The organism is Nonomuraea sp. NPDC005983, assembly GCF_040614375.1.
In the GTDB taxonomy this organism is placed as follows: domain Bacteria; phylum Actinomycetota; class Actinomycetes; order Streptosporangiales; family Streptosporangiaceae; genus Nonomuraea.
In genome coordinates this window covers 1-21,003 of record NZ_JBEXUP010000148.1, presented here as the reverse complement: position 1 = coordinate 21,003, position 21,003 = coordinate 1, and the positions used below count along the sequence as shown (strand labels likewise).

Genomic DNA, 21,003 nt, shown 5'->3' with positions numbered 1-21,003 from the left:
GCCCGGCCCGGACGAGGTGCGCCGGGCCGGGGCCGGCGGTCAGCAGTTGCCGATCGCCGGGAGGCCGAGCACCCGCAGCGTGAGCCACTCGATGGCCAGGGGGCCGCCCTCGACGGCACCCGTCACATGGTCGGGTGCGGGCAGCGAGGTCCAGCGGGTGTTCACGCCCGCCCGGCAGTACTCGGAGCGGAGGCCGGCGCCCACCGCGTACGGGATGGTCTGGTCGCCCTTGGCGTGGTAGAGGAACATGGGCACGCGCGGGGGCGTCGCGCCGAGGCGGTTCTCCGCCAGGCGGGCCAGCCACTTGGGCTGGTTGAGCAGGTCCACCGGGCTGATGTCGGAGAAGCGCAGCCCGGCCAGCTCGCCGAGGTCGCCGACGCAGGCGTCCGCGGCGCGCGCCAGCAGGGCGCGGCCCCGGTCGTTGAGGTCGGCTTCCAGGTCCAGTTCGGGGTAGGCGGCGTCGAGACCGACCCCGGCCGCGGCCGCCAGGCCGAAGTCCGCGGTGCCCTCCAGGTGGTCGGCGACCGCGTGCAGGTCGGCCGGCACGCCGCCCGCCGCCACGCCCTTGAGCTTGAGCTCGGGCGCGTACGACGGCTGGAGCTGCGCCGCCCAGGCCGCCGAGGCGCCGCCCTGCGAGTAGCCCACGACGGCCACCGGCGCCTGCGCCGACAGCCCCGCACCGGAGACCCGCGTGGCGGCCCTGATCGAGTCGAGGACGGCGTGGCCCTGCGACACGCCGGCCATGTAGGTGTGCTGACCGGGCGTGCCGAGGCCCTCGTAGTCGGTGATCGCCACCGCGAAGCCCTTCAGCAGGAACAGGCTGACCAGCGCCAGCTCGGCCTCGCGGCCCTGGCTCATGCTGACCGAGGGGGCGCACTGGTCGCCGAGGCCGTGCGTGCCGACGGCGTACCCGATGATGGGCCGCCTGCCCAGCGCGTACGGCGCCTTGGGGACGAGCAGGGTGCCGGACACCGCGTTGGCCGAGCCGGTGGCCGAGGTGGAGCGATAGAGCAGGTGCCAGGCGTTGACCGGGACCTCCAGCAGCTTGCCCGGCAGGAGGTAGACCGTGGTCGGCTGGGCCGAGACGACGTCGCCGGCGGCCGCGGCGCGGGCCGGCGTCGCGACGAAGATCGACATGATCGATAACAGGATCACGGACATGCTGACGCGCACACATACTCTCATGGACCGCCCCTTCTCGGGTGGGGGATCACGCTGGGGACGGCGGCGCCGCGAATGGATCGTTACCCGCGAGTAACTCGCTGTCAAGCCTCTGAAATGTCCGGAGTCAGACGCGCGGAAACCGCGGGCGAGGCGGCGCTGGTCATGCACTATGGGGGGATGGATTCTGGGTCGGTCGCCTTCCTCCGCGAACTGCTGGCAGAAACCGGCTGGGTGGAGCGCACCCGCGAACTCGGCCTCGCCCTGCGCGCGACCCGCTCCCCCGGCGGGCTGCTCCTGGTCGGCACGCCTGACGACGAGCCGTGGCACCTGACCGCGCACCTCACCGACGAGGCCCGGCTGTCGGAGCTGCCGCAGCTCGCACCCACTCTGGTCCGCTGGTCACCGCCCGCCGACGCGCCCCCGCACCTGCGGGTGGGGCTCGACCGTGTCCAGCGGGCCGGGCGCGGCGAGACCCTGTTCGTGCTGGCCGAGCAGCAGGCGCCGGTACCGCTGCTGGAACGGGTCGACGACGCGCGGCGCACCGGCGCGACCATCCTGGCGCTGGAGGGGGCCGACTCGGAGCTGACGGGGCTGGCCCACGACGCGATCGCGGTGCCGCCACGCGGGCTGATCACCTTCGACGGCGCCCAGCACCTGGTCAGTGCCGCCGCCGGGGAGATCCCGCAGCGTCCGAACCTGCGCGAGCGGCTCGCCCGCCTCCTGGAGAAGGTGAGCGGGCCCCAGCTGGCCGACTGACCGCCTTCGGCCTACACCTGGCTCGGGTCCGGCGCTGGACGCTGCGCGTCCAGGTGGCCCAGGAGGGTGGCGTCCAGGGCGGCGGTGGCGTCCTCGATGGCGGCGATCAGCACCGCCTGGACGGGGTCCGGCTCGCCCGACCTGGTACGGCTCACCCGGGTGACCGCGTCCAGCCGCCTCGCACCCACGTCCCGGACCTCGCTGACCCGCACCTCCCCCTCCGGCACGTCCAGCAGGGCGAGCGTCGGCACGATCGCCACCCCGTGCCCCGCCGCCACCAGCGCCAGCGCCGGACCGAACTCGGTGATGACGTGCACCTTGCGCGGCTCGAAGCCGTGCAGCCCGGCGAGCCGGTCGAGCGCCTGCCCGCACGCCTGGTCGGGCTCGCCCGCCACCCACGGGACGTCCGCCAGGTCCGCGACCGTGCGCGGCGGCTCCGGCCAGTCGGGCGGCACCACGATGCGGTACTCGTCCACGTAGAGGGGACGGGTGGCCAGCGACGGCTGGGCCAGCACCGGCAGGCTCATGTCCTGCTCGGTGATCAGGACGTCGACCGACCCGAGCCGCAGTTCCTGCAGCGCGGGCTGCCCGTACACCTCGTGGATGACCGGGACGATCTTGGGATGCCGGGCGGCCAGGTCGCGCATGGCGGGCACCAGCATGTGCTTGATCACCGTGGGGAACGCCGCGATGCGCACCGGCCCGGCGAGCCGCTCGGTGAAGCGGGTCAGCTCGCGCCTGGCCTCGGCCAGTTCGCCCTCGACCCGTTCGGCGTAGCCCGCGAGCACCCGTCCGGCGGGGGTGAGCGAGACGCGGCGCTGGGAGCGGTCGATGAGCGCCAGCCCCACCTCGCGCTCCAACTGGGCGAGCTGCTGCGACACGGCGGACGGAGTCAGGAACAGCGCCTCGGCCGCGCGCATCACCCCGCCGCGGCGGGCGACCTCATGCAGGATGCGCAACCGCCGGGGGTCGATATCCATACAGGGCACCTTACGCCCCGCATTAGATATCTTTAATTGCACTTCAAAGCAGGAATTCCTGACAATGGCCCGCATGGATCTCCTTCTCGCCGCTGTCGGCTGGCTCGGCGCCGCCCTGCTGCTGTTCGGCTACGGCATGGTCTCCACGTCCCGCATGTCGGGGGACGGCGCGAGGTACCAGGTCATCAACCTGGTCGGCTCGGTGAGCCTGATGATCAACAGCGCCTACAACGCCGCCTGGCCGTCGGCCGGGCTCAACCTGGTCTGGGCCGCGATCGGCATCGTCGCGCTCGTCAAGCTCGCCCGCCTGGGAATCGCCAAGTGACCGCCGAGCCCGCCCATCGCGTCAGGGAGAGCGCGCTCACGAGCCCGGCGGCCGTCTGAGCTCCCGGCAGATCCGCCCGGACTGATCGTCGAGCACCGGCCGGGCCACACGCGCCCCACGCATCACACCGCCCCAGCGAGCGCCTCCGACCAGGCCATATGAACGTTCATAAATCCACTCTTGTCAGGGTTGAAAGTGTGTGACATTTTACATTACACAACGTGAAACGGCGGGCCAGGATTCGGGGGCCGCCTAGCCCGCTCCAGCCCCCAAGGAGTGGTATGCGAACCATCACCTCATTACTCATCGCTGCCTCAATCACATTGGCAGCACAAAGCGTGTCTGCCGGACTCGCGCTTCCCGCGGTCGCGGCAGCCCACAACCCGGTCCCTGCCGGAGCCGTCGCCGCCGCTCCGGCCGGCACCGTCACCCCTGCTCACAGCGCGGACCCGGCGCCCGCGCGGGACCTCGGCGGCGAACCCGACCACCGTCTGCACAAGCCGCTGCCGATCGACGAACGGGCGCCGCTGCCCGCGTCGACCCGCGAGGCGCGCCGCGACTACGACGCGCCGAACACGCTGAAAACTCAGAAGAGGCCCTCCTTGAACAGGAGAACCGCGGCCGCCTCCGAGTGCGCGGTCTCCGAGTTCACCGGCAAGACCGGCGAGGCGCTGATCGAGGCGATCAAGAAGGCCGACACCACCTGCGTCAACACCCTGTTCACCCTGACCGGCGGCGACGCGGGCGCGGCCTTCGGCGAGTCGAAGATGGTCACCGTCGCCGACGCCTTCCGGGCCAACGCCACCGCCTACCCCGGCGACAACAGCACGTCGACCGCGCAGCTCGTCCTCTACCTCCGCGCGGGCTACTACGTGCAGTGGTACCACCCCAACGACGTCGGCCCGTACGGCGATGCGCTCAAGAACGCGATCAAGCCCGCGCTCGAGGCGTTCTTCGCCAACAGCCACTCGGGCGACGTCACCGACGCCAACGGCGAGACTCTCGGCGAAGCGATCGTCCTGATCGACAGCGCCGGGCAGAACGCCGCCTTCCTCTCGGTCGTCAAACGCTTCCTCGAGGCGTTCGACGGCTCCTACGACAAGCTGTGGTGGATGCGCAACGCGGTCAACTCGGTGTTCACCGTGCTGTTCCGCGGCCACCAGCTGCCGGAGTTCGTCTCGGCGGTGGAGGCCGACAGTAGCGTGCTCGACTCCCTGCAGTCGTTCGCGGCCAAGCACCTCGATCTGCTGGGCACGGACTCGGCGTTCCTCACCGTCAACGCGGGCCGGGAGCTGGGCCGCTTCCTCCAGCACGCCTCGCTGCTGCCGAAGGTGAAACCGCAGGTCATCTCGCTGCTCGGGAAGACCTCGATCACCGGGGAGACCGCGCGCCTGTGGGTCGGCCTGGCCGAGATGGCCGACGCCTACGACAAGGCCGCCTGCGCCGACTACGGCGTCTGCGACCTGCAGAAGCGAGTGAAGGAGGCGACGCTGCCCGTCAGCCACACCTGCGGCCCGACGCTGCGCATCGTGGCCCAGGAGATCAGCGCCGAGCAGCTCGCCGAGGCCTGCACCAGCCTGCAGAACCAGGACGCCTACTTCCACGGCCTGGTCAAGGACTCGGGCCCGGTCGCGAACGACAACAACACCACCCTCGAGGTGGTCGTCTTCAACTCCTCCACCGACTACCAGACCTACGCCGGCGTGATCTACGGGATCGACACCAACAACGGCGGCATGTATCTCGAGGGTGACCCCGCCGCGGCGGGCAACCAGCCCAGGTTCATCGCCTACGAGGCCGAGTGGGCGCGCCCCTCGTTCGAGATCTGGAACCTCAATCACGAGTACACCCACTACCTCGACGGCCGGTTCGACATGTTCGGCGACTTCGCAGAGGGGTCGAAGACGCCGACGGTCTGGTGGGTCGAGGGTGTGGCGGAGTACGTCTCGTGGTCCTACCGCAAGCTCGACGACACCAACGCCGCCGCCGAGGCGGGCAAGCACACCTACCCGCTGAGCGCGCTGTTCGACACGGCGTACGGCGACGGGCAGACCCGCGTCTACCCGTGGGGGTACCTCGCGGTGCGCTACATGTTCGAGAGGAATCCGGCCGAGGTGACCACCCTGCTCTCGCACTACCGCAAGGGCGAGTGGGACGCGGCGCGGACGTTCCTGAAGTCCCTGAACCGTGACGCCGACTTCGACACCTGGCTCACTGCCTGCGCCGCCGGGGCGTGCGGCGGCGACGGCGGCCAGGACCCCTCGACGCCGTGCTCCTCCCCCGACACCAGGGCCATGGCGCGCAACTGCACCCGCAGCGAGATCACCGGGGTCAAGGGTGACTACGCCTACTTCTACATCAGGATTCCCGAAGGGGTGAAGCAGCTCAAGATCACCGCAACCGGCGGGACGGGCAACGCCGACCTCTACTTCAACAAGTCCGCCTGGGCGACGACCGAGGCCAACCAGAGCCGGTCCACCAACCCCGACAACAGCGAGACCCTGACGGTGACCGACCTCACGCCGGGCCGCGACAACTACATCAGCCTGTACGGCGTCACCGACTTCAGCGGCGTGCGCCTCACCACCGAGTACTGACATCACACCCATGGGGCGCCTCTCCTGTACGGGGGAGGCGCCCTCTCTTTTGGGCCACCACCGTTACCTTTCCGTGTCTTGCCAAATGTCCGATATGAACGCTCAAATATGAACGTTCATATCTCGGAAGGGACACCCCCCATGAACCGTCGCAGCCTCCTCAGCCTCGCCGTCACCGGCGCGCTCGCCCTCGGCGCCGCCGCGTGCGGCGGTTCCGGTCCGGCAGCACAGGCAGGTCCCGTCAAGATCACCGTGTGGAGCTGGAAGCCCGCCTCGGCCGGGCTCGCCGCCGTGGCCAAGGACTTCGAGCAGGCCCACCCGAACATCAAGGTCACCGTCCAGGACATCGGCAACCCGGCGATCTGGGACAAGATCACAATCGGCATGGCGGCGGGCGGCAAGGGCCTGGCCGACGTCATGCACATCGGCGTCGACTACCTGCCCGGCTACCTGGAGAAGTTCCCCGGAGGCCTCGCCGACCTGCGCAAGTTCGGCGCCGACAAGCACAAGGACGCCTTCGCCAAGGGCCTGTGGCCCACGGTCACCGGCAAGGACGGCGGCGTCTACGCGATGCCATGGGAGGTCAACCCGCAAGGCTTCTTCTACCGCTCCGACATCTTCGACAAGGCGGGCGTCGACCCGGCGTCGATCAAGACCTGGGACGACGCCATCGAAGCCGGAAAGAAGATCAAGGAGAAGACCGGGGCGTACCTGATCGGCCTCAAGGCCAGCGTCGTCGACATGGACTTCTTCCAGGCACTGCTCCAGCAGCAGGGCGCGTTCTACTTCGACGGCCAGGGCAACGTCACGCTCAACGCCGCGCCCGCCGTGCAGGCCATGTCGCTCATCAAGAAGATGAACGACGCGGGCATCGTCGCCGACATCTCCGGCGAGGGCACCTGGAAGCAACTGGTCAGCGCCGGGAAGCTGGCCGTTCTGCCCTGGCCGGCGTGGGCGGTCAGCTATCTCGAGGAGGACCGCGCCGACCAGAAGGGCAAATGGCGGGTCATGCAGCCGCCCGCCGTCACCCAGGGCGGCAAGCGGGCCGCCATCGTCAACGCGACCTACCTGTCGGTCTCCGGCACCAGCCCGCACCCGCAGGAGGCGTACACGTTCGTGGAGTACGCCCTGACCAGGCCCGAGGCCATCAACAAGGCCTTCAGGGAGGGCGGCGTCTTCCCCGCCCTGACCGCGGCCTACGCCGACCCGATGTTCACCAAGCCGTCGGACTTCTACGGCGGCCAGCCCGCGCTGAAGACCTTCGTCGACTCGCTCACCGAGGGCGCGGACGCCACCTACTACTCGGGCGACTACGCGCGGGCCCTGAAGATCGCCAGCGACGCCCAGACGAAGGTCCTGCTCAAGGGCGCCGACCCGGCTGCCGCGCTGACGGAGGCGGCCCAGCAGCTCGCCCAGCAGACCGGCAGGAAGCTCGCGGGATGACCCTCACCATGACACGGCGGCGGGCCGCCGGGACCGGGTCGGCTCGCCCCCGCCGATCGTTCGTCACCCGGAGGAACATCCCCTACCTGCTGATCCTGCCCGCGCTGCTCGGCTTTGTGGTGTTCAAGGCGTACCCGATCCTCGCGGCGCTCTACATCAGCCTGACCACGGGGGCGGGGGCCGCGCGCCACTTCGTCGGCATGGACAACTACGTCCGCCTGGTCAACGACCCGCTGTTCTGGACCTCGCTGTGGAACACCGCGCAGATCCTGATCGTGCAGGTCCCGCTGATGCTGCTGCTCGCGCTGCTCCTGGCCCTCGGGCTCGACTCCGCGGCCGTGAAGCTTCGCGGCCTGTGGCGGCTGGGCGTGTTCATGCCGTCGCTGACCGGCCTGGTGGCCTACGGCGTCATGTTCTCGGTGATCCTGAACAAGAACACGGGCCTGCTCAACTGGCTCCTGGACCTCGTCGGGATCGATCCTGTCAACTGGCTGGGCAGCCCCTTCTGGGCGCGGATCTCCATCATCATCGCGTTGACCTGGCACTACACCGGCTACAACGCGGTCATCTACCTCGCGGGGCTGCAGAGCATCCCGAAGGAGCTCTACGAGGCCGCGATGGTGGACGGCGCGGGCGCCGGACGCCGCTTCGTCTCCGTCACGATCCCCCAGCTGCGCCCGATCCTGCTGCTCACCGTGGTGCTGTCGACGATCGGCACCCTGCAGCTGTTCGACGAGCCGTTCGTGCTCACCGGCGGCGGCCCCGACAACGCCACGCTGACCATCTCGCTGTACCTGTACCAGAACGGCTTCCGCTACTTCGACTTCGGCTACGCCGCGGCGATCGCGTACGCGCTCACCCTGATCGTGGCCGGGTTCGGGATCCTGCAGCTGAAGCTGACGGGAGGCCGTCGATGAAGGGCTGGACGCTGACCTTCGCGCTGGCCGCGGTGTTCGCGCTCTGCGTCGGGCCGTTCTACTGGCTGGCCATGGCCGCCACGCACGCGAACGCCGACATCTTCTCCTGGCCGCCCAGGTTCTACCCCGGCGACCACCTCGGCGAGAACCTCGCCACCCTCGACGAGTCGATCGGGCTGGCGAACGTCCTGCAGAACACGCTGTTCGTGGCGACCGTCCAGACCGCGGCGGCGATCGTGGTGTCGCTGCTGGCGGGGTACGCCTTCGCGAAGTTCCAGTTCGTCGGACGCAACGCGTTCTTCGTGCTGCTGCTCTCGACGCTGGTGATTCCCGGCGGCGTGACGATCATCCCGATCTTCGAGCTGATGAACGAGATCGGGCTGATCGACAGCTATCCGGCGCTGATCCTGCCCAACCTGTCGGTGCCGTTCGGCATCTTCCTCATGCGCCAGTCGCTCCTCGCCCTGCCCGACGAGCTGCTCGACGCGGCGCGGATCGACGGCTCGGGCGAGCTGCGGGTGCTGTGGCGGGTCGTGATCCCCGTCATGCGTCCCGTGCTGGCGGCGCTGGCCGTCTTCCTCTTCCTCGGGGCGTGGAACGACTTCCTGTGGCCGCTGATCGCGCTGCGCACCCCCGAGATGTACACGCTGCCCGTCGCCCTGGCCACCCTGCAGGGGCTGGCCAAGACCGACTTCGGCCAGGTCATGGTGGGCACGGCGATCTCGTCGCTGCCCATGATGATCCTCTTTCTCGTTCTTCAACGTCAGTTCATCTCCGGCCTGCTGGCCGGAGCCACGAAGGGATAGACATGCAGTTGTGGCAGCCCCACACGGCCCCCGGCGCCGCGCCCACGGTGTCGACCACGGTGTCGCTCTCCGGCGCCGCGGGCGACGTGGTCGTCGAGCTCTCCGGCGCCTCCGAGGCCACCTCCACCCGGGTGACCGAGGACGTGTGGCTGATCGAGGCGCAGTCGGCGGAGGGGATCAGCGCCCAGTGGCGGATCCCGTGCGTGTCGGTCAGTGCCTTCTGGACGCCGGACAGCGGCGCCCATCGCTGGTTGCCGCCGAGCTGGCGGGCGCCCAAGACGTCCTCTCTGGCCGTGGGCGCGCCCGCGATCTCGCTGATCGGCACGGCCGACGTCAACGTGTGCACGGTGGCGCTCGCCGACGGGGTCGGCGAGGTGCGCTTCAGCGGCGGGGTGGTCGAGGAGACCGGCGAATTCCTGTTCGTCGTGGAGCAGGCGAGCGGGAGCCTGAGCCTCCGGATCGACCTGTCGGACCGGCCGTTCTCCGCGGCGTTGGCCGAGGTGGCGGCCTGGTGGGGGCAGGGCAGGCCGTTGCCGCCGACGCCTCGGGCGGCCAGGCTGCCGGCCTACTCGACCTGGTACAGCATGCATCAGGAGATCAGCGAGGAGTCGGTCGAGGTCCAGGCGCGGCTCTCCCGCGAGCTGGGCTGCGAGACCATCATCGTGGACGACGGCTGGCAGACGGCCGACCGCGGCCGGGGCTACGCCTTCTGCGGCGACTGGGAGCCGAACCCAGCGTCATTTCCCGATTTTTCAGGACATGTGGAGCGGGTGCACGCGCTGGGGCTGTCCTACCTGCTGTGGTACGCGATCCCGTTCGTCGGCAAGGAGAACGCCGCCTTCGCCCGGTTCGAGGACAAACTGCTCACCTACGCCGACTACATGGACGCGGGTGTGCTGGACCCCCGCTTCCCCGACGTGCGCGCGTTCATCGTCGACCGCCTCTCGCAGGCCGTCGAAGCGTGGAACATGGACGGCCTGAAGATCGACTTTGTCGACTGGTTCGCCAGGGTGAACCCGCCCGCCCGCGACGGCATGGACTGTCCCGAGGTCTCCGAGGGCGTGCGCCGCCTGCTCGACGCGCTCGACGTACGGCTGCGCCGCGCCAAGCCCGAGGTGCTGATCGAGCACAGGCAGCCCTACACCAGCCCCGGCCTGTGGCCGTACGCCAACATGATCCGTGCCGTGGACTGCCCGCTCAGCCCGCAGGAGAACCGCCAGCGGACGATCGACCTGCGCCTGCTCGCGGGACCGCTCGCCGTGCACTCCGACATGATCCTCTGGCACGCCGCGGAGCCGCCTCAGCAGGTGGCCGTGCACCTGATCAACGCGCTGTTCTCGGTGCCGCAGATCTCCGTCGACCTCACCGCGCAGACCGGCGCGCAGCGGGCGGCGCTGGCGTTCTGGCTGGGGGTGTTCCGTGAGCACCTGGACACGTTGCAGCTCGGCGTCCTGGAGCCGACGGGCGCCGAACACGGCTTCCCGCTCGTGCGAGCCTATGATGAGAGGACCACGATCATCGCTCGCTACGCGCCGCTCCCGGTGCGGGTCCCCGGCGAGGGGTGGCAGGACTTCCTGGTCGCCAACGCCGACTCCGACCCCGCCGTGCTGCTCGTCGGCGAAACCGACGAGCAGGTCGCGGCGAGCGTCCACGACTGCGAGGGCGCGCTGGTCTCGTCCCCCAGGCTGAGCCTGGGGCCCGGCGTGACGATCGTGGACGTGCCGACGGGCGGCTTGCTGCGGCTACGCCGTACCAACCAGGAGGGCTGAATGCGCAGGTCGCGCGGGGTCACCATTGAGGATGTCGCACGCGCGGCCGGAGTTTCCCGACAGACCGTCTCCAACGTCTTCAACGCCCCCTACAGGCTCAAGCCGGAGACCCTGCAACGGGTCAGCGCGCTGATCGAGGAGATGGGCTACCGGCCCGACCAATCGGCGCGCAGCCTCAAGTCGGGTACCAAGCGGATAATCGCCTATCTGACGCCTGCCGCCGACGATCCGGCCAACCCCAACCCGGTGATGAGCGGCTTCCTGGAGGCCATGGTCACCGTGTCGGGCGAGGCCGGGTACAAGGTCCTGCTGGTGCGTCCGCGTCCCGATCAGAGCCGGGAGCAGGCGATGGACGAGGTGATCGCCTCGCGCACGGTCGACGGGTTCGTCCTGGCGGACGTCCTGCACAACGATGGGCGCGTGGCACACCTGAGCGACGTCGGTTTCCCCTTCGTCGGGTTCGGGCGGACCGCCCCGGGCGAGCCGCAGACCTGGGTCGACGTCGACACCGTCCAGGCGATGATCGACCTGGTCGGGCTGCTGGCGAGCAAGGGGCACCGCAGGGTGGCCTTCCTCGGGCTGGAGTCGGAACGGCCCTGGGTCGGCCACCGGCACGAGGGCTTCCAGGCGGGGGTGCGCCGTTTCGGGCTCGACACCTCCCCCGCACTGGAGGTCGTCTCCCCCGCGCGGGACCCCGATTCGGTGACCGAGACGCTCAGGCCGCTGCTCACCGCCAGGGCCAGGCCGTCGGCGGTGGTCGCCGCGGGCGACTGGCTGGCCATGGGCGCCTACGCGGCGGCCAGGGCGGAGGGGCTGAGCGTGGGCTCCGACCTGGCGATCAGCGGGTTCAACGACCTGCCGGTCACCGCGTTCCTGCAACCGGCGCTGACCACGGTGCGGCACCCCCTGCCGGAGATCGCCAACGCCCTGGTCACGCGCCTGCTCCAGGTCATCGGCGGCGGGCAGCCGCCACCCGCGGGCCTGCTCCTGCCGGGAACCCTCGTGGTCCGCGACAGCACCGGCTAACGGGCGCGCCGCCCGTCAGTCGTCGTCCTGGTCGGCCTCTTCCCACGCCTTGTTGCGGTCGGCGGCGCGTTGCAGCGCGCCGGCGGCCTCCTCCTCGGTCTGGTACGGGCCCATCCGGTCCTTGTTGGGGCACCCCTTGTCGGGCTCCACTCGCATGTGCTTGAGACAGAACCACCACTGGCCATCGCTCACGGGGTCAATTCTGCCCCGTAGACTCGTGTTTCATGACGACACTGCTCCAGCCAGGGCGAGTTTCGCCCATCAGGAAGGTTCCCGCCCACATCGAGCGGCCGGAGTACGTCGGCAAGAAGCGGCCCAAGACCGGCGAGCCCGACGTGAAGACTCCCGAGACGATCGAGCGGATGCGCGTGGCGGGCCGGATCGCCGCCCAGGCCCTCGAAGAGGTCGGCAGACACGTCAGGCCGGGCGTCACCACCGACGAGCTCGACCGGATCGGCCACGAGTTCCTCCTCGGCCACGCCGCGTACCCGAGCACGCTCGGGTACAAGGGCTACCCCAAGTCGCTGTGCACCTCGATCAACGAGGTGATCTGCCACGGCATCCCCGACGACACCGTGCTGCGCGACGGCGACATCGTCAACGTCGACATCACCGCGTTCATCGGCGGCGTCCACGGCGACACCGACGCGACCTTCCTGGTGGGCGAGGTCGACGAGGAGTCGCGGCTGCTGGTCGAGCGCACCCGCGAGGCGATGATACGGGCGATCAAGGCGGTGGCGCCGGGCAGGCAGCTGAACGTGGTCGGCCGGGTCATCGAGGCGTACGCCAAGCGGTTCGGCTACGGCGTGGTGCGCGACTTCACCGGCCACGGCATCGGCACCTCGTTCCACTCCGGGCTGATGGTGCCGCACTACGACGACCCGTCGCTCCGCGTCGAACTGGTGCCGGGCATGACGTTCACGATCGAGCCGATGCTGACGCTCGGCACGATCGAGTACGACATCTGGCCCGACAAGTGGACCGCCGTGACCAAGGACCGCAAGCGCACCGCCCAGTTCGAGCACACGATCGTGGTGACCGACACCGGCAGCGAGATCCTCACCCTCCCTTAGGCAGCACACCGGTGACCGTCGTGCCCTCACCGCGCACGCTGGTCACCGACAGGTTGCCGCCCAGTTCGGCGAAGGTCGCCCGCATCCGCGCGATGCCCCGGCCCGGCTTGGCCGTGAACCCCTGGCCGTGGTCGCTCACGGTCAGCCGCAGGCCGGAGCGGCCCACAGTGACCGCGACCGACACCGTGGAGGCGCCGCTGTGCGCCTCCACGTTCGACAGCGCCTCGCCGACGGTGGCCAGCACGCCGCGCGCGATCCGCTGCGGTACGTCGGTGGCGGGCAGGGCCCAGATCTCGACGGCGATGCCCGTGCGTTCCGACCACTCCGCGAGGCAGCTCTCCAGCGCCTCGGCCAGACTTCGTCCCCCGCGCATGCGCGTCTCTTCCGCCAACTGAATGTCGCCTTCCCGAGCACCGCGAGCACGGCCGGCCCCCGAGCCGACGCTTCCCTCTGCGATGCGCAACCCCCCTCAAGGTCCGCGCATACACCTGATGGAGTGATGCCCATATCCCCTGCGAGCTAGCCTAGCCGCCGGGCTCTGACCTCGTGGAGCGAAGATAGAAGGCCGTGGCCGAACGGCTACTCGGCGCCCTCGTCCATGCGGTTGAGCCGGGCGAGATAGGCGTTGTAGGCGTCGAGTTCCGACTTACCGGCGGGGCTGCGGTCGGCCTTGCGGTCCTCCCGCCTGGCCTTCCTGTCCTCGTCCTGGTACCACTGGGCGGCGATCGCCAGCAGCACGATCAGGGTCGGGATCTCGCCGAAGCCCCACGCGATCGCGCCGCCGTTCTGCTGCTCCTCCAGCAGCGACCCGCCCCAGGGACGGTTGAGCTGCTCGTACCAGCTGGACGCGATCACCGTGCCGGTCATCATCAGCGCGATGCCGAAGAACGCGTGGAACGGCATGGTGACGAAGAGGGTCAGCAGCCTGCCCACGTACGGCAGCTTGTGCGGCGCCGGGTCGACGCCGACGATGACCCAGAAGAACAGCGACCCGCTGATCAGGAAGTGGAGGGTCATCCAGATGTGCCCGAGATGCTCCTCCATGGCCGAGGCGAACAGCGGCGTGAAGTACAGCGCGTAGGTAGAGGCGATGAAGATCGCGGTGGCGATGCCCGGATGCCCGGCGACCCGGACGAACCTGCTGTGCAGGATCGTCGTGAGCCACTCGCGCGGCCCCCTGTCGCCGCGCCTGACAGCCGGCTTGAGCGCGCGCAGCGCGAGCGTGACGGGCGCGCCCAGCACCAGGAAGATCGGGACGACCATGGAGAGCGTCATGTGCTCCACCATGTGCAGGTCGAACATGACCTTGGCGTACCGGGACAAGCCGCTCTGGGTGGCGACGACCAGCACCACGACCCCGACGAACCAGGCGGCGGTGCGGCCCCACGGCCAGCGGTCGCCGCGCCGCAGCAGCCTGACCACCCCGGCCCCGTAGAGCCAGGCCAGGACGGCGGCCACCATCGCGAAGAACAGGTCGAACCACCACATCGACACCAGGTTGGCCATCGAGATCGGCGGCGGCATCGGGAAGCCGAGCAGCTCGAAGGCCCGGTCGGCGGGCAGCGAGACGTCCGGCGGCTTGGTGCGCGACAACGCGACCGCGAGGCCCACGGTGGCGGACATGACCAGCAGCTCGCCGACCGCCATCCGGGTGAACGCGCCCGGCTTGCCCGCCTGGAGGCCGCTCAGCGTGCGCTGCCTGTGCCACCAGCCCGCGTAGCCGAGCAGCACGAACGCGACGGTCTTGGCGACGAGCAGCACCCCGTACGCGGACGTCCAGAGCTGGGTGATGTCGGAGAGCCGGGCCAGCACGCTGAACACCCCGGACAGGCCCACCACGACGAAGCACCAGAGCGCCATCCGGGAGAACCGGGCGGCGGCGATCGCGAGCTGCGGCTGGCCGCGCACGGCGTGCAGGGTGAGCACGCCGAGGCCGCCGACCCACAGCACGACCGCGACCAGGTGCAGTGACAGGCCCGAAGTGGCCAGGTCGTGGTTGGGCGAGGAGGACGAGTGGCCGGTGAGCGCGGGCGGCAGCACCGTCACCAGGGCGAAGACCAGCAGCCCCGCCGAGGTTCCGGCGGTGATGGCGCCGCGCGAGAACAGCGCGATCGCCACTCCGAACAGCACCACCAGCGTGAGCGCGATGCCCTGGCTGGTCTGGGTGGCGAAGCCGGTCAGGTAGTTGCCGCCGCCGCCCAGCTCGGTGATCGGCCTGGCCCAGGTCTCGGACGTCTCGAAGACGATCGTGGCGACGGCGGCGCCGGCCCAGCCGAGCGCGCTCCAGGAGGCGGCCCTGACGTAGCCGAGGGCGCTCTTGCCGAGCATGCCCTTGTCGTTCGGCAGCAGGAAGGTGGCCGCCAGCAGCAGCCCGACGGTGACCACCCCGGCCGCGTCGGAGAGCAGCTTCGACGCGGGCAGCGCCCACCGGGTGAGCGCCCCGGCGTCGGGCAGGCCGGGGATGATCCGCGGGAACGCCGAGCCACCGGCGACCATGGCGACCACCAGCGCGACGAGCGCGGCCACCGCCGCCGCGAACACGAGACGCGCGGCCCTGGTCACTGCTTCTTACCCCGGACGCTGAGCAGGAAGCCGATGCCGATGCCGACGAGCGCGCCGACGACGATCAGCAGCCAGACGGGGAACGACGCCGAACCGCCTCCCTCCGCCGACAGCGGGGTCACGGGGACCGAGCTGGCCTGGGCCGGAAGCGGCTGGGCGGATGCCGTGGCCTCGGCGGCCTGCCCCGGCGTGGGGCCCGGTGTGGCGGCCTCGACCTTGAAGGGGATCTCGCCCTCGATCGGGTGGCCGTCGGAGGAGACGACCCGGTAGGCGATCGTGTACTTCCCGCTGGGCAGCTCGCCCTGCAGGTCCTGGGTGACCACGGCGCCCTTGACGGCGGGGCTGCCGAACTGGTGCTCGGCCTTGTCGCCCTGCTCGCCGCGCACGACCACGAACGGCATGCGCACGGTCGAGCTGAACTCGAGCCTGACCCGGTCGAGGCTGCCGACCGTGGCGCCCTTGGCCGGGTCGCTGCTCTTGAGCGAGTCGTGCGCCAGCGCGGGCCCGGCGGTGCCGAGCACGAGCAGGGCGGCGAGAAGCGCGGTCAGGACCGCGAGCGGGGATCTCTTCATGACATCCCCAAGGCTACCGACGCGGACACCCGGTCCCGACCCCGCGCTACAGCCCCGTGCAGGCCAGCGCTCGCCGATAGGCCTCGACCGCCTCGTCGACCTCACCGAGCTGCTCCATGGTCTCGGCCGCGGCGTACCAGGTGCCGGCGACGCGGCGGGAGTCGGGCAGCGGCGTGAGCCTGTCGCGCACCGAGTGCACGTGCATCTCGGCCTCGGCGTGGTTGCCCAGGGCGGCGTGAGCGCGGCTGGTCAGCAGGTCGGCCTCGGCGCCGAGGGCGCGCACGTTCCCCGGCAGGAGTTCCTTCCCGGCCTGGACGTGACCGATGGCCTTGGCGGGCGAGCCCAGGACGATCTCGGCCCTGGCCAGCTCGACCTGGCACCGGGCGAGGTCGACCACGCTCGCCGAGGTCTGCGCCAGTTCCTCCGCGGCTCGCAGCATGATGTCGCGCGCTTCCCGTGCCTGGTGGGGGCGCACCCGCAGCAGCAGCCCGCCGAACATGTTCCGCATGCGTGCCAGGTTGCGCGGCTGGCCGCTCTCGGACTGCACCGCCAGAGCGCGCTCGGCGAAGGTGAGCGCCTCCTCACCGTGCCCGGTACTGTCCGCCACCAAGGCGGCGTTCCAGCAGGCGGCGACGATCGACCTGGGCGTGCCGAGTATGTCGGCGGCGTTGAGCAACTCTGCGGCGAACTGCCTGGCCCTGAGCATGTCACCGCGGTAGAGGTAGGCGGACAGGAGGGTGGCGCCCAGTTCGACCAGCAGGTCCGTCCAGGCAGGACGGGAAGGGCTGCCCAGGAGCTGCTCTCCGACCTCCACCGCTTCGGTGAGCCTGTCGCTGTCCCTGTAGACCCGGCACAGAGCGATGGCGTGCTCGATCTTGCGCTCTGGCGTGTTCTCCTCTTCGCGCAGCCGAATGAGAATGGAGATCGCCTGGTCGAGGTCGCCTGCCGCCTCCGTCGCCAGGGCCAACCCGAATTCCGTATCTTGACGGACCTTGGTGAGACCTGTCAGGTTGTTGTCGGCCAGTAGCTCAGCGAAGCGGGTGCGAGCCTCGGAGATCTCTCCGTTCTCCAGAGCCAGCCGCGCGTAGCCGAGCGCGAGCTCGATGTTCTCCATCTGCTCGGCGGTCACGCCGTTCACCAGATAGGAGAGCGAACAGTCGAGCTTCTGGGCCAGGAGCTCCAGAACGGCCGGGGTCGGGGTACGCTTGCCACTCTCGATCAAGGAGACGTAACTGTCAGACAATTCAGGGTGCGCGAGCTGCGCCTGAGATAGGCCGCGCTGTCGCCTGACCGTCTTGATACGGAGTCCCACCAGGTCAGATGTGGTCACAGCTGCCGCTCCCTGAGATGATTGCGTCGAGCAACACGATTAAACGAGGGAGAACCCCCAATGTTCACGCGTATTGCCCTGTCCGCACTTGCTGCCTTGATTGCGGCCGTTATGACCGTTGGAGGCCATGCTACGGCCGCAAACGCGGATTCGTCTCTCCAGATTGCGTACGATCTCCCAGCTTGCTGCTGACCATCGCCGCCGGTAGTAGGGGTCCTGGCACAGGTGTCCGCCAGCGCGGAGTTGAGGCCTCCAGGCAACGGCGACGGTCCCCTGCTGCCGCCGGAAACAACCCCCGTTTCTTCCGGAGAGATTCGGACGGTACCGGGCCTGTCTACATTCGATCTACAGGCCCTTCACGTCGTGGTCACGGTGACTAAGCTGCCTGGGTGGCTCCACACCGTGATCACACGAGAGGCGTACCGGCCGAGGGCCTGACTCTCCGTCTCCTGGGGCCGGTGGTCGGCGCACTGGACGACGACGAGGTCGATCTGGGGTCGCCGCGCCAACAGGCCGTCCTGGTGATGCTCGCCACCCGCGCTGGGCGAGTCGTCACCATGAGCCAGTTGATCGAAGGCCTGTGGGGCGAGGCGCCGCCTGCCAGCGCCGAACAGAGCGTCTACACCTATGTCGCCGGTTTGAGGCGCGTCTTCGAACCCGGCCGCGGACGGCGAGAGCCGTCGACGTTGCTGATCGGCACGGCAGGCGGCTATCGGTTGCAGGTCGATCCCGGTCAGGTTGACTCCCGCGTCTTCGCCGAGCGCCTCGACGCGGCCGGCGAGGCGCGGAGAGTCGGCGACCATGTCGCCGCGTTACGCCGCCTCCACCAGGCTCTCGCGTTGTGGCGCGGCCCGGCGCTCAGCGGCGTGCCAGGCCCTTTCGCCGAGAGCGAGCGCGCCCGCCTGGAAGAGCTTCGCCTGACCGCGGCCGAGGACCGGGCCGACACCCTCATGCGGCTCGGCCGCCCGCAGGAGGCGCTCGCCGGCCTTCAGGACCTGACCCGCCATCACCCCTTCAGGGAACGTCCCCGCGAGCTGCTCATGCTCGCCCTGCACGGAAGCGGCCGCCAGGCGGAGGCACTGACGGTCTTCGAGGAGACCCGGCGCCTCCTGTCCGAGGAGCTCGGCGTGGATCCGGGCGACGGGCTGCGCAGGGCGCATCAGCTCGTCCTGTCCGGCGCGGGCGGCGACGCGGTGCCCGCTCCGCCCGTGCCTCGGCAGCTGCCACGCGACCTCATCGGTTTCGTCGGCCGGGCGGACGAGAGCGCGCGCCTGAAGACCCTGCTGGTACCGGAGGGCGACGGCCCGCCGCACCCGTTCGTGGTGATCTCCGGGCCGCCGGGCGTCGGCAAGTCGGCGCTGGCCGTCCACGTCGCGCACATGGTGAAGGAGCGCTTTCCGAGCGGGCAGCTGTACGTCAACCTCCGTGGCGGCACGCCGAACGTCGCCCGGCTCTCGTCGCACGACATCCTCAGCCGGCTGCTCCGCGGCATCGGCACGCTGGACGACGCCATCCCCGCCGAGGCCGACGAGGCGGCCGCGCTGTGGCGGAGCAGGCTGCACGACAAGCGCCTGCTCATCCTGCTGGACGACGCCGCCGACCTGACGCAGGTCCGGCCCTTCCTGTCGGCGCCCATCGGCACGGCGTTGCTGGTGACGAGCCGCGAGTCTCTCATCGCCGGCGACGACTGCGTCCAGCTCCAGCTCGGCCCGCTGTCTGACGCCGAGGCCACCGCCATGCTGGCCGGGCTCGCCGGTGCGGGCCGCGTCTCCGCCGATCTCCCCGAGGCGACCCGGCTGGTCCGGCTCTGCGACGGCCTCCCCCTGGCTCTGCGGATCGCGGGGGCCCGCCTGGCCAGCCGTCCGGACTGGAGCGTGGGAGCGCTCGTGCGGCGGCTCAGCGACGAACGGGGGCGGCTGCACGAGCTGGAGGCGGGGGAACTCGCCGTCCGGTCCAGTCTCGCGGCGAGCTGGAACGCGCTCAACGGCAGCGCCCGCCCGGCCGACCGGCTGGCCGCGCGCATGCTGGCGCTGCTCGGGCTCCTGCACGTGCCGGACGTCACCACCGAGGCGGCGTCCTCGCTGTTCGACTCCTCGGCGCCGGAGGCCGAACGCGCCCTTGAGCGGCTGAGCGACGCCCACCTCCTGGAGCGCGGCGTGCCGGGGCGTTACCACCTCCACGATCTCGTCAGGCTCTTCGCCGGCGAGCTGACGCCCGCCGGCGAGAGGATCGCCCCGCTGACCCGCGTGCTCTCCTATTACGCGGCGTCCGCCCAGTCCGCGGCGCGGACCAGCGATCCCCATCGGGTGCACCCCTTCCACCTGTTCGAGGTGGACCATCCCGGCCGCCGGTTCGGGAGCGCCGACGAGGCGTACGCCTGGCTCACCCAGCAGGAGGCCGTGCTGCTCGCCGCCGCGTCCCAGGCGTTGAGGGACCCCGACGACGGGGTCGCCTGGCTGGGCATGGCCATCGCCTTCGCCATGGCGTGGTATCAGGAAAAGGCCTATCGCATCGCCGACATGCTCTCCACCGGCGCGCAGATGCTGCTCGTGGCGGATCGCCTCGATGACGACCGCATCAGGATGCACGTGCACGGCTACGTTGGCGCGGGCAGGTACCACAAGGGGCAGATGGCTGAGGCGGTGCACGACGGTGGGCAACTCCTGGCCCTGGCCCGGCGGCTGGGCGACCGGTTCAACGTGCAACGCGCGCACGGCAATCTGGCCGCTACCTATGTGAAGTGGGGAAGATTCGACGACGCGCTGCGCAACGCACTCGCCCAGCGGGAGATCGCCCGGGACATCTCGTCGAGTGTGGGGGAACGGTACGCCCTGCTGATGCTCGGTTCCGCGTACGAGGGGCTCGGCCGCCTGACCGAGGCCGCGGCCGCTCTCGCGGAGGGGGCGGCGATGGCGCGGAGCGCGGGTGACGCCATGCAGGAGGCCCATGTCTGCATCACGCTCGGGCGGGTGCTGCTCGACCTGGGAGAACTGGACAAGGCCAGGGCGCTCCTCGAGAGCGCCCTGGCACTTGCCCGCGACAGCAAGTCGAAAACCGCGGAGGCGGGGTGCCTCGTCCTTTTGGCGCGAGCCCATCGGCTGCTCGGCCGGTTGGGCGAGGCGCGGGAACGCCTTTCCCAGGCTGTCTCGCTCGCGAGTGGCATGGACAGCGCCTACTGGCTCGAGCAAGCTCTGCAAGAACAAGAAGCTCTCGGCATGGGCACACGCCCTGCACCCGCGTGAGGGTCCCAGACCGGCGTGGGAGGTGGGTGCCGCCGCTTGGTCAGCGTGGAGGGGTGGCGCCTCTGAGGGCCAGGAAGAAGTCCACCCTGTCCGCCATTCCCGACAGGTTCCGTCCGGTGAGTTCCTCCACGCGCCGGATGCGGTACCGGACCGTGTTCACGTGCACGTGCAGCCGCTCGGCGCAGGCGTTCCACGAACCCGCGCAGTCCAGGAAGGTGCCCAGGGTGAGGACCAGGTCGGACTGGTGGCGGCGGTCGTAGTCCAGAAGCGGGGTGAGCAGGCGGTCGGTGAAGGAGCGGCGGATGTCGCCGGGGACCGTGGCCAGCAGCAGGGCGTGGGTGTAGATCTCGTCGCTGGTCACGACGGCGCCGCCGCGTGCGTCCGCCAGGCGGCGGGCGTGCCCGGCCTCCTCCACGCCACCCCTCAGGGCGGCGGCGCCGG

General features: G+C 70.2%; 18 protein-coding genes. 10 read left to right on the top strand and 8 right to left on the bottom strand.

The features are described from left to right. Positions 1 to 39: 39 nt before the first annotated feature. Positions 40 to 1,185, bottom strand: coding sequence for a lipase family protein (locus ABZ297_RS39070; RefSeq protein WP_355357026.1), 1,146 nt, complete (start codon positions 1,183 to 1,185; stop codon positions 40 to 42). A 156-nt stretch (positions 1,186 to 1,341) separates the two neighbouring features. On the opposite strand from ABZ297_RS39070, the gene ABZ297_RS39065 reads away from it, so the two are divergent. Continuing rightward, on the top strand, positions 1,342 to 1,920 hold the full coding sequence (locus tag ABZ297_RS39065; protein ID WP_355357024.1) for a hypothetical protein: 579 nt from the start codon (positions 1,342 to 1,344) through the stop codon (positions 1,918 to 1,920). Positions 1,921 to 1,931: 11 nt separating this feature from the next. Here ABZ297_RS39065 and ABZ297_RS39060 read toward each other — a convergent pair whose 3' ends face one another. Next, positions 1,932 to 2,900, bottom strand: coding sequence for a LysR family transcriptional regulator (locus ABZ297_RS39060; RefSeq protein ID WP_355357022.1), 969 nt, complete (start codon positions 2,898 to 2,900; stop codon positions 1,932 to 1,934). Positions 2,901 to 2,973: 73 nt separating this feature from the next. Here ABZ297_RS39060 and ABZ297_RS39055 point away from each other — a divergent pair, with 73 nt between their 5' ends. The 7 genes from ABZ297_RS39055 (at position 2,974) to ABZ297_RS39025 (ending at position 11,783) form a co-directional block, all read left to right on the top strand. Beyond that, the gene (locus ABZ297_RS39055; RefSeq protein WP_355357020.1) at positions 2,974 to 3,225 is read left to right on the top strand and encodes a hypothetical protein; all 252 of its coding nucleotides are present in this window, start codon (positions 2,974 to 2,976) and stop codon (positions 3,223 to 3,225) included. A 338-nt stretch (positions 3,226 to 3,563) separates the two neighbouring features. After that, entirely contained in the window at positions 3,564 to 5,822 is a 2,259-nt protein-coding gene (locus ABZ297_RS39050; RefSeq protein ID WP_355357018.1) for a M9 family metallopeptidase, read from the top strand. A gap of 141 nt (positions 5,823 to 5,963) precedes the next feature. Next, a complete protein-coding gene (locus ABZ297_RS39045) occupies positions 5,964 to 7,265 on the top strand; it encodes a sugar ABC transporter substrate-binding protein (protein ID WP_355357016.1) in 1,302 nt (433 codons plus the stop codon). Then, the gene (locus ABZ297_RS39040; protein ID WP_355357014.1) at positions 7,262 to 8,182 is read left to right on the top strand and encodes a sugar ABC transporter permease; all 921 of its coding nucleotides are present in this window, start codon (positions 7,262 to 7,264) and stop codon (positions 8,180 to 8,182) included. The genes ABZ297_RS39045 and ABZ297_RS39040 overlap by 4 nt, the downstream gene beginning before the upstream one ends. Next, positions 8,179 to 8,988: a carbohydrate ABC transporter permease gene (locus ABZ297_RS39035; protein WP_355357012.1), complete on the top strand. Its 810-nt coding sequence runs from the start codon at positions 8,179 to 8,181 to the stop codon at positions 8,986 to 8,988. The genes ABZ297_RS39040 and ABZ297_RS39035 overlap by 4 nt, the downstream gene beginning before the upstream one ends. A 2-nt stretch (positions 8,989 to 8,990) precedes the next feature. Further along, positions 8,991 to 10,757 (top strand): glycoside hydrolase family 36 protein, encoded by a 1,767-nt coding sequence (locus tag ABZ297_RS39030; protein ID WP_355357010.1) that lies wholly within the window; start codon positions 8,991 to 8,993, stop codon positions 10,755 to 10,757. Beyond that, positions 10,758 to 11,783, top strand: a complete 1,026-nt coding sequence (locus ABZ297_RS39025; protein ID WP_355357008.1) for a LacI family DNA-binding transcriptional regulator — start codon at positions 10,758 to 10,760, stop codon at positions 11,781 to 11,783. It begins immediately after the preceding gene. 15 nt (positions 11,784 to 11,798) lie between these two features. Here ABZ297_RS39025 and ABZ297_RS39020 read toward each other — a convergent pair whose 3' ends face one another. After that, positions 11,799 to 11,975 carry a hypothetical protein gene (locus ABZ297_RS39020; RefSeq protein WP_355357007.1) on the bottom strand — a complete coding sequence of 59 codons (177 nt, stop codon included), beginning with the start codon at positions 11,973 to 11,975 and terminating at the stop codon, positions 11,799 to 11,801. Between the two features lie 32 nt (positions 11,976 to 12,007). On the opposite strand from ABZ297_RS39020, the gene map reads away from it, so the two are divergent. Continuing rightward, a complete protein-coding gene (gene map, locus ABZ297_RS39015) occupies positions 12,008 to 12,856 on the top strand; it encodes a type I methionyl aminopeptidase (RefSeq protein ID WP_355357005.1) in 849 nt (282 codons plus the stop codon). On the opposite strand, the gene ABZ297_RS39010 is transcribed toward map, so the two are convergent. The 4 genes from ABZ297_RS39010 to ABZ297_RS38995 form a co-directional block, all read right to left on the bottom strand. Then, the gene (locus ABZ297_RS39010; RefSeq protein WP_355357003.1) at positions 12,843 to 13,229 is read right to left on the bottom strand and encodes an ATP-binding protein; all 387 of its coding nucleotides are present in this window, start codon (positions 13,227 to 13,229) and stop codon (positions 12,843 to 12,845) included. The two genes, map and ABZ297_RS39010, sit on opposite strands and share 14 nt — an antisense overlap. A gap of 206 nt (positions 13,230 to 13,435) precedes the next feature. Beyond that, on the bottom strand, positions 13,436 to 15,418 hold the full coding sequence (locus ABZ297_RS39005; protein ID WP_355357001.1) for a cytochrome c oxidase assembly protein: 1,983 nt from the start codon (positions 15,416 to 15,418) through the stop codon (positions 13,436 to 13,438). After that, a complete protein-coding gene (locus ABZ297_RS39000) occupies positions 15,415 to 15,990 on the bottom strand; it encodes a copper resistance CopC family protein (protein WP_355356999.1) in 576 nt (191 codons plus the stop codon). The genes ABZ297_RS39005 and ABZ297_RS39000 overlap by 4 nt, the downstream gene beginning before the upstream one ends. Before the next feature lie 46 nt (positions 15,991 to 16,036). Next, entirely contained in the window at positions 16,037 to 17,320 is a 1,284-nt protein-coding gene (locus ABZ297_RS38995) for a helix-turn-helix transcriptional regulator (RefSeq protein WP_355356997.1), read from the bottom strand. 458 nt (positions 17,321 to 17,778) lie between these two features. On the opposite strand from ABZ297_RS38995, the gene ABZ297_RS38990 reads away from it, so the two are divergent. Then, positions 17,779 to 20,562 (top strand): BTAD domain-containing putative transcriptional regulator, encoded by a 2,784-nt coding sequence (locus tag ABZ297_RS38990; RefSeq protein ID WP_355356995.1) that lies wholly within the window; start codon positions 17,779 to 17,781, stop codon positions 20,560 to 20,562. A 40-nt stretch (positions 20,563 to 20,602) separates the two neighbouring features. On the opposite strand, the gene ABZ297_RS38985 is transcribed toward ABZ297_RS38990, so the two are convergent. Next, on the bottom strand, positions 20,603 to 21,003 hold a 401-nt coding region (locus ABZ297_RS38985), incomplete at its 5' end, for a helix-turn-helix domain-containing protein (RefSeq protein WP_355356993.1).

Bases quoted from the DNA above. Each gene is read 5' to 3' on its own strand.
- ABZ297_RS39055 (WP_355357020.1), top strand. From the start codon at position 2,974: ATGGATCTCCTTCTCGCCGCTGTCGGCTGGCTCGGCGCCGCCCTGCTG.
- ABZ297_RS39045 (WP_355357016.1), top strand. From the start codon at position 5,964: ATGAACCGTCGCAGCCTCCTCAGCCTCGCCGTCACCGGCGCGCTCGCC.
- ABZ297_RS39010 (WP_355357003.1), bottom strand. From the start codon at position 13,229: ATGCGCGGGGGACGAAGTCTGGCCGAGGCGCTGGAGAGCTGCCTCGCG.
- ABZ297_RS39000 (WP_355356999.1), bottom strand. From the start codon at position 15,990: ATGAAGAGATCCCCGCTCGCGGTCCTGACCGCGCTTCTCGCCGCCCTG.
- ABZ297_RS39035 (WP_355357012.1), top strand. From the start codon at position 8,179: ATGAAGGGCTGGACGCTGACCTTCGCGCTGGCCGCGGTGTTCGCGCTC.
- ABZ297_RS39040 (WP_355357014.1), top strand. From the start codon at position 7,262: ATGACCCTCACCATGACACGGCGGCGGGCCGCCGGGACCGGGTCGGCT.
- ABZ297_RS39070 (WP_355357026.1), bottom strand. From the start codon at position 1,185: ATGAGAGTATGTGTGCGCGTCAGCATGTCCGTGATCCTGTTATCGATC.
- ABZ297_RS39065 (WP_355357024.1), top strand. From the start codon at position 1,342: ATGGATTCTGGGTCGGTCGCCTTCCTCCGCGAACTGCTGGCAGAAACC.
- ABZ297_RS39030 (WP_355357010.1), top strand. From the start codon at position 8,991: ATGCAGTTGTGGCAGCCCCACACGGCCCCCGGCGCCGCGCCCACGGTG.
- ABZ297_RS39060 (WP_355357022.1), bottom strand. From the start codon at position 2,900: ATGGATATCGACCCCCGGCGGTTGCGCATCCTGCATGAGGTCGCCCGC.
- map (WP_355357005.1), top strand. From the start codon at position 12,008: ATGACGACACTGCTCCAGCCAGGGCGAGTTTCGCCCATCAGGAAGGTT.
- ABZ297_RS39025 (WP_355357008.1), top strand. From the start codon at position 10,758: ATGCGCAGGTCGCGCGGGGTCACCATTGAGGATGTCGCACGCGCGGCC.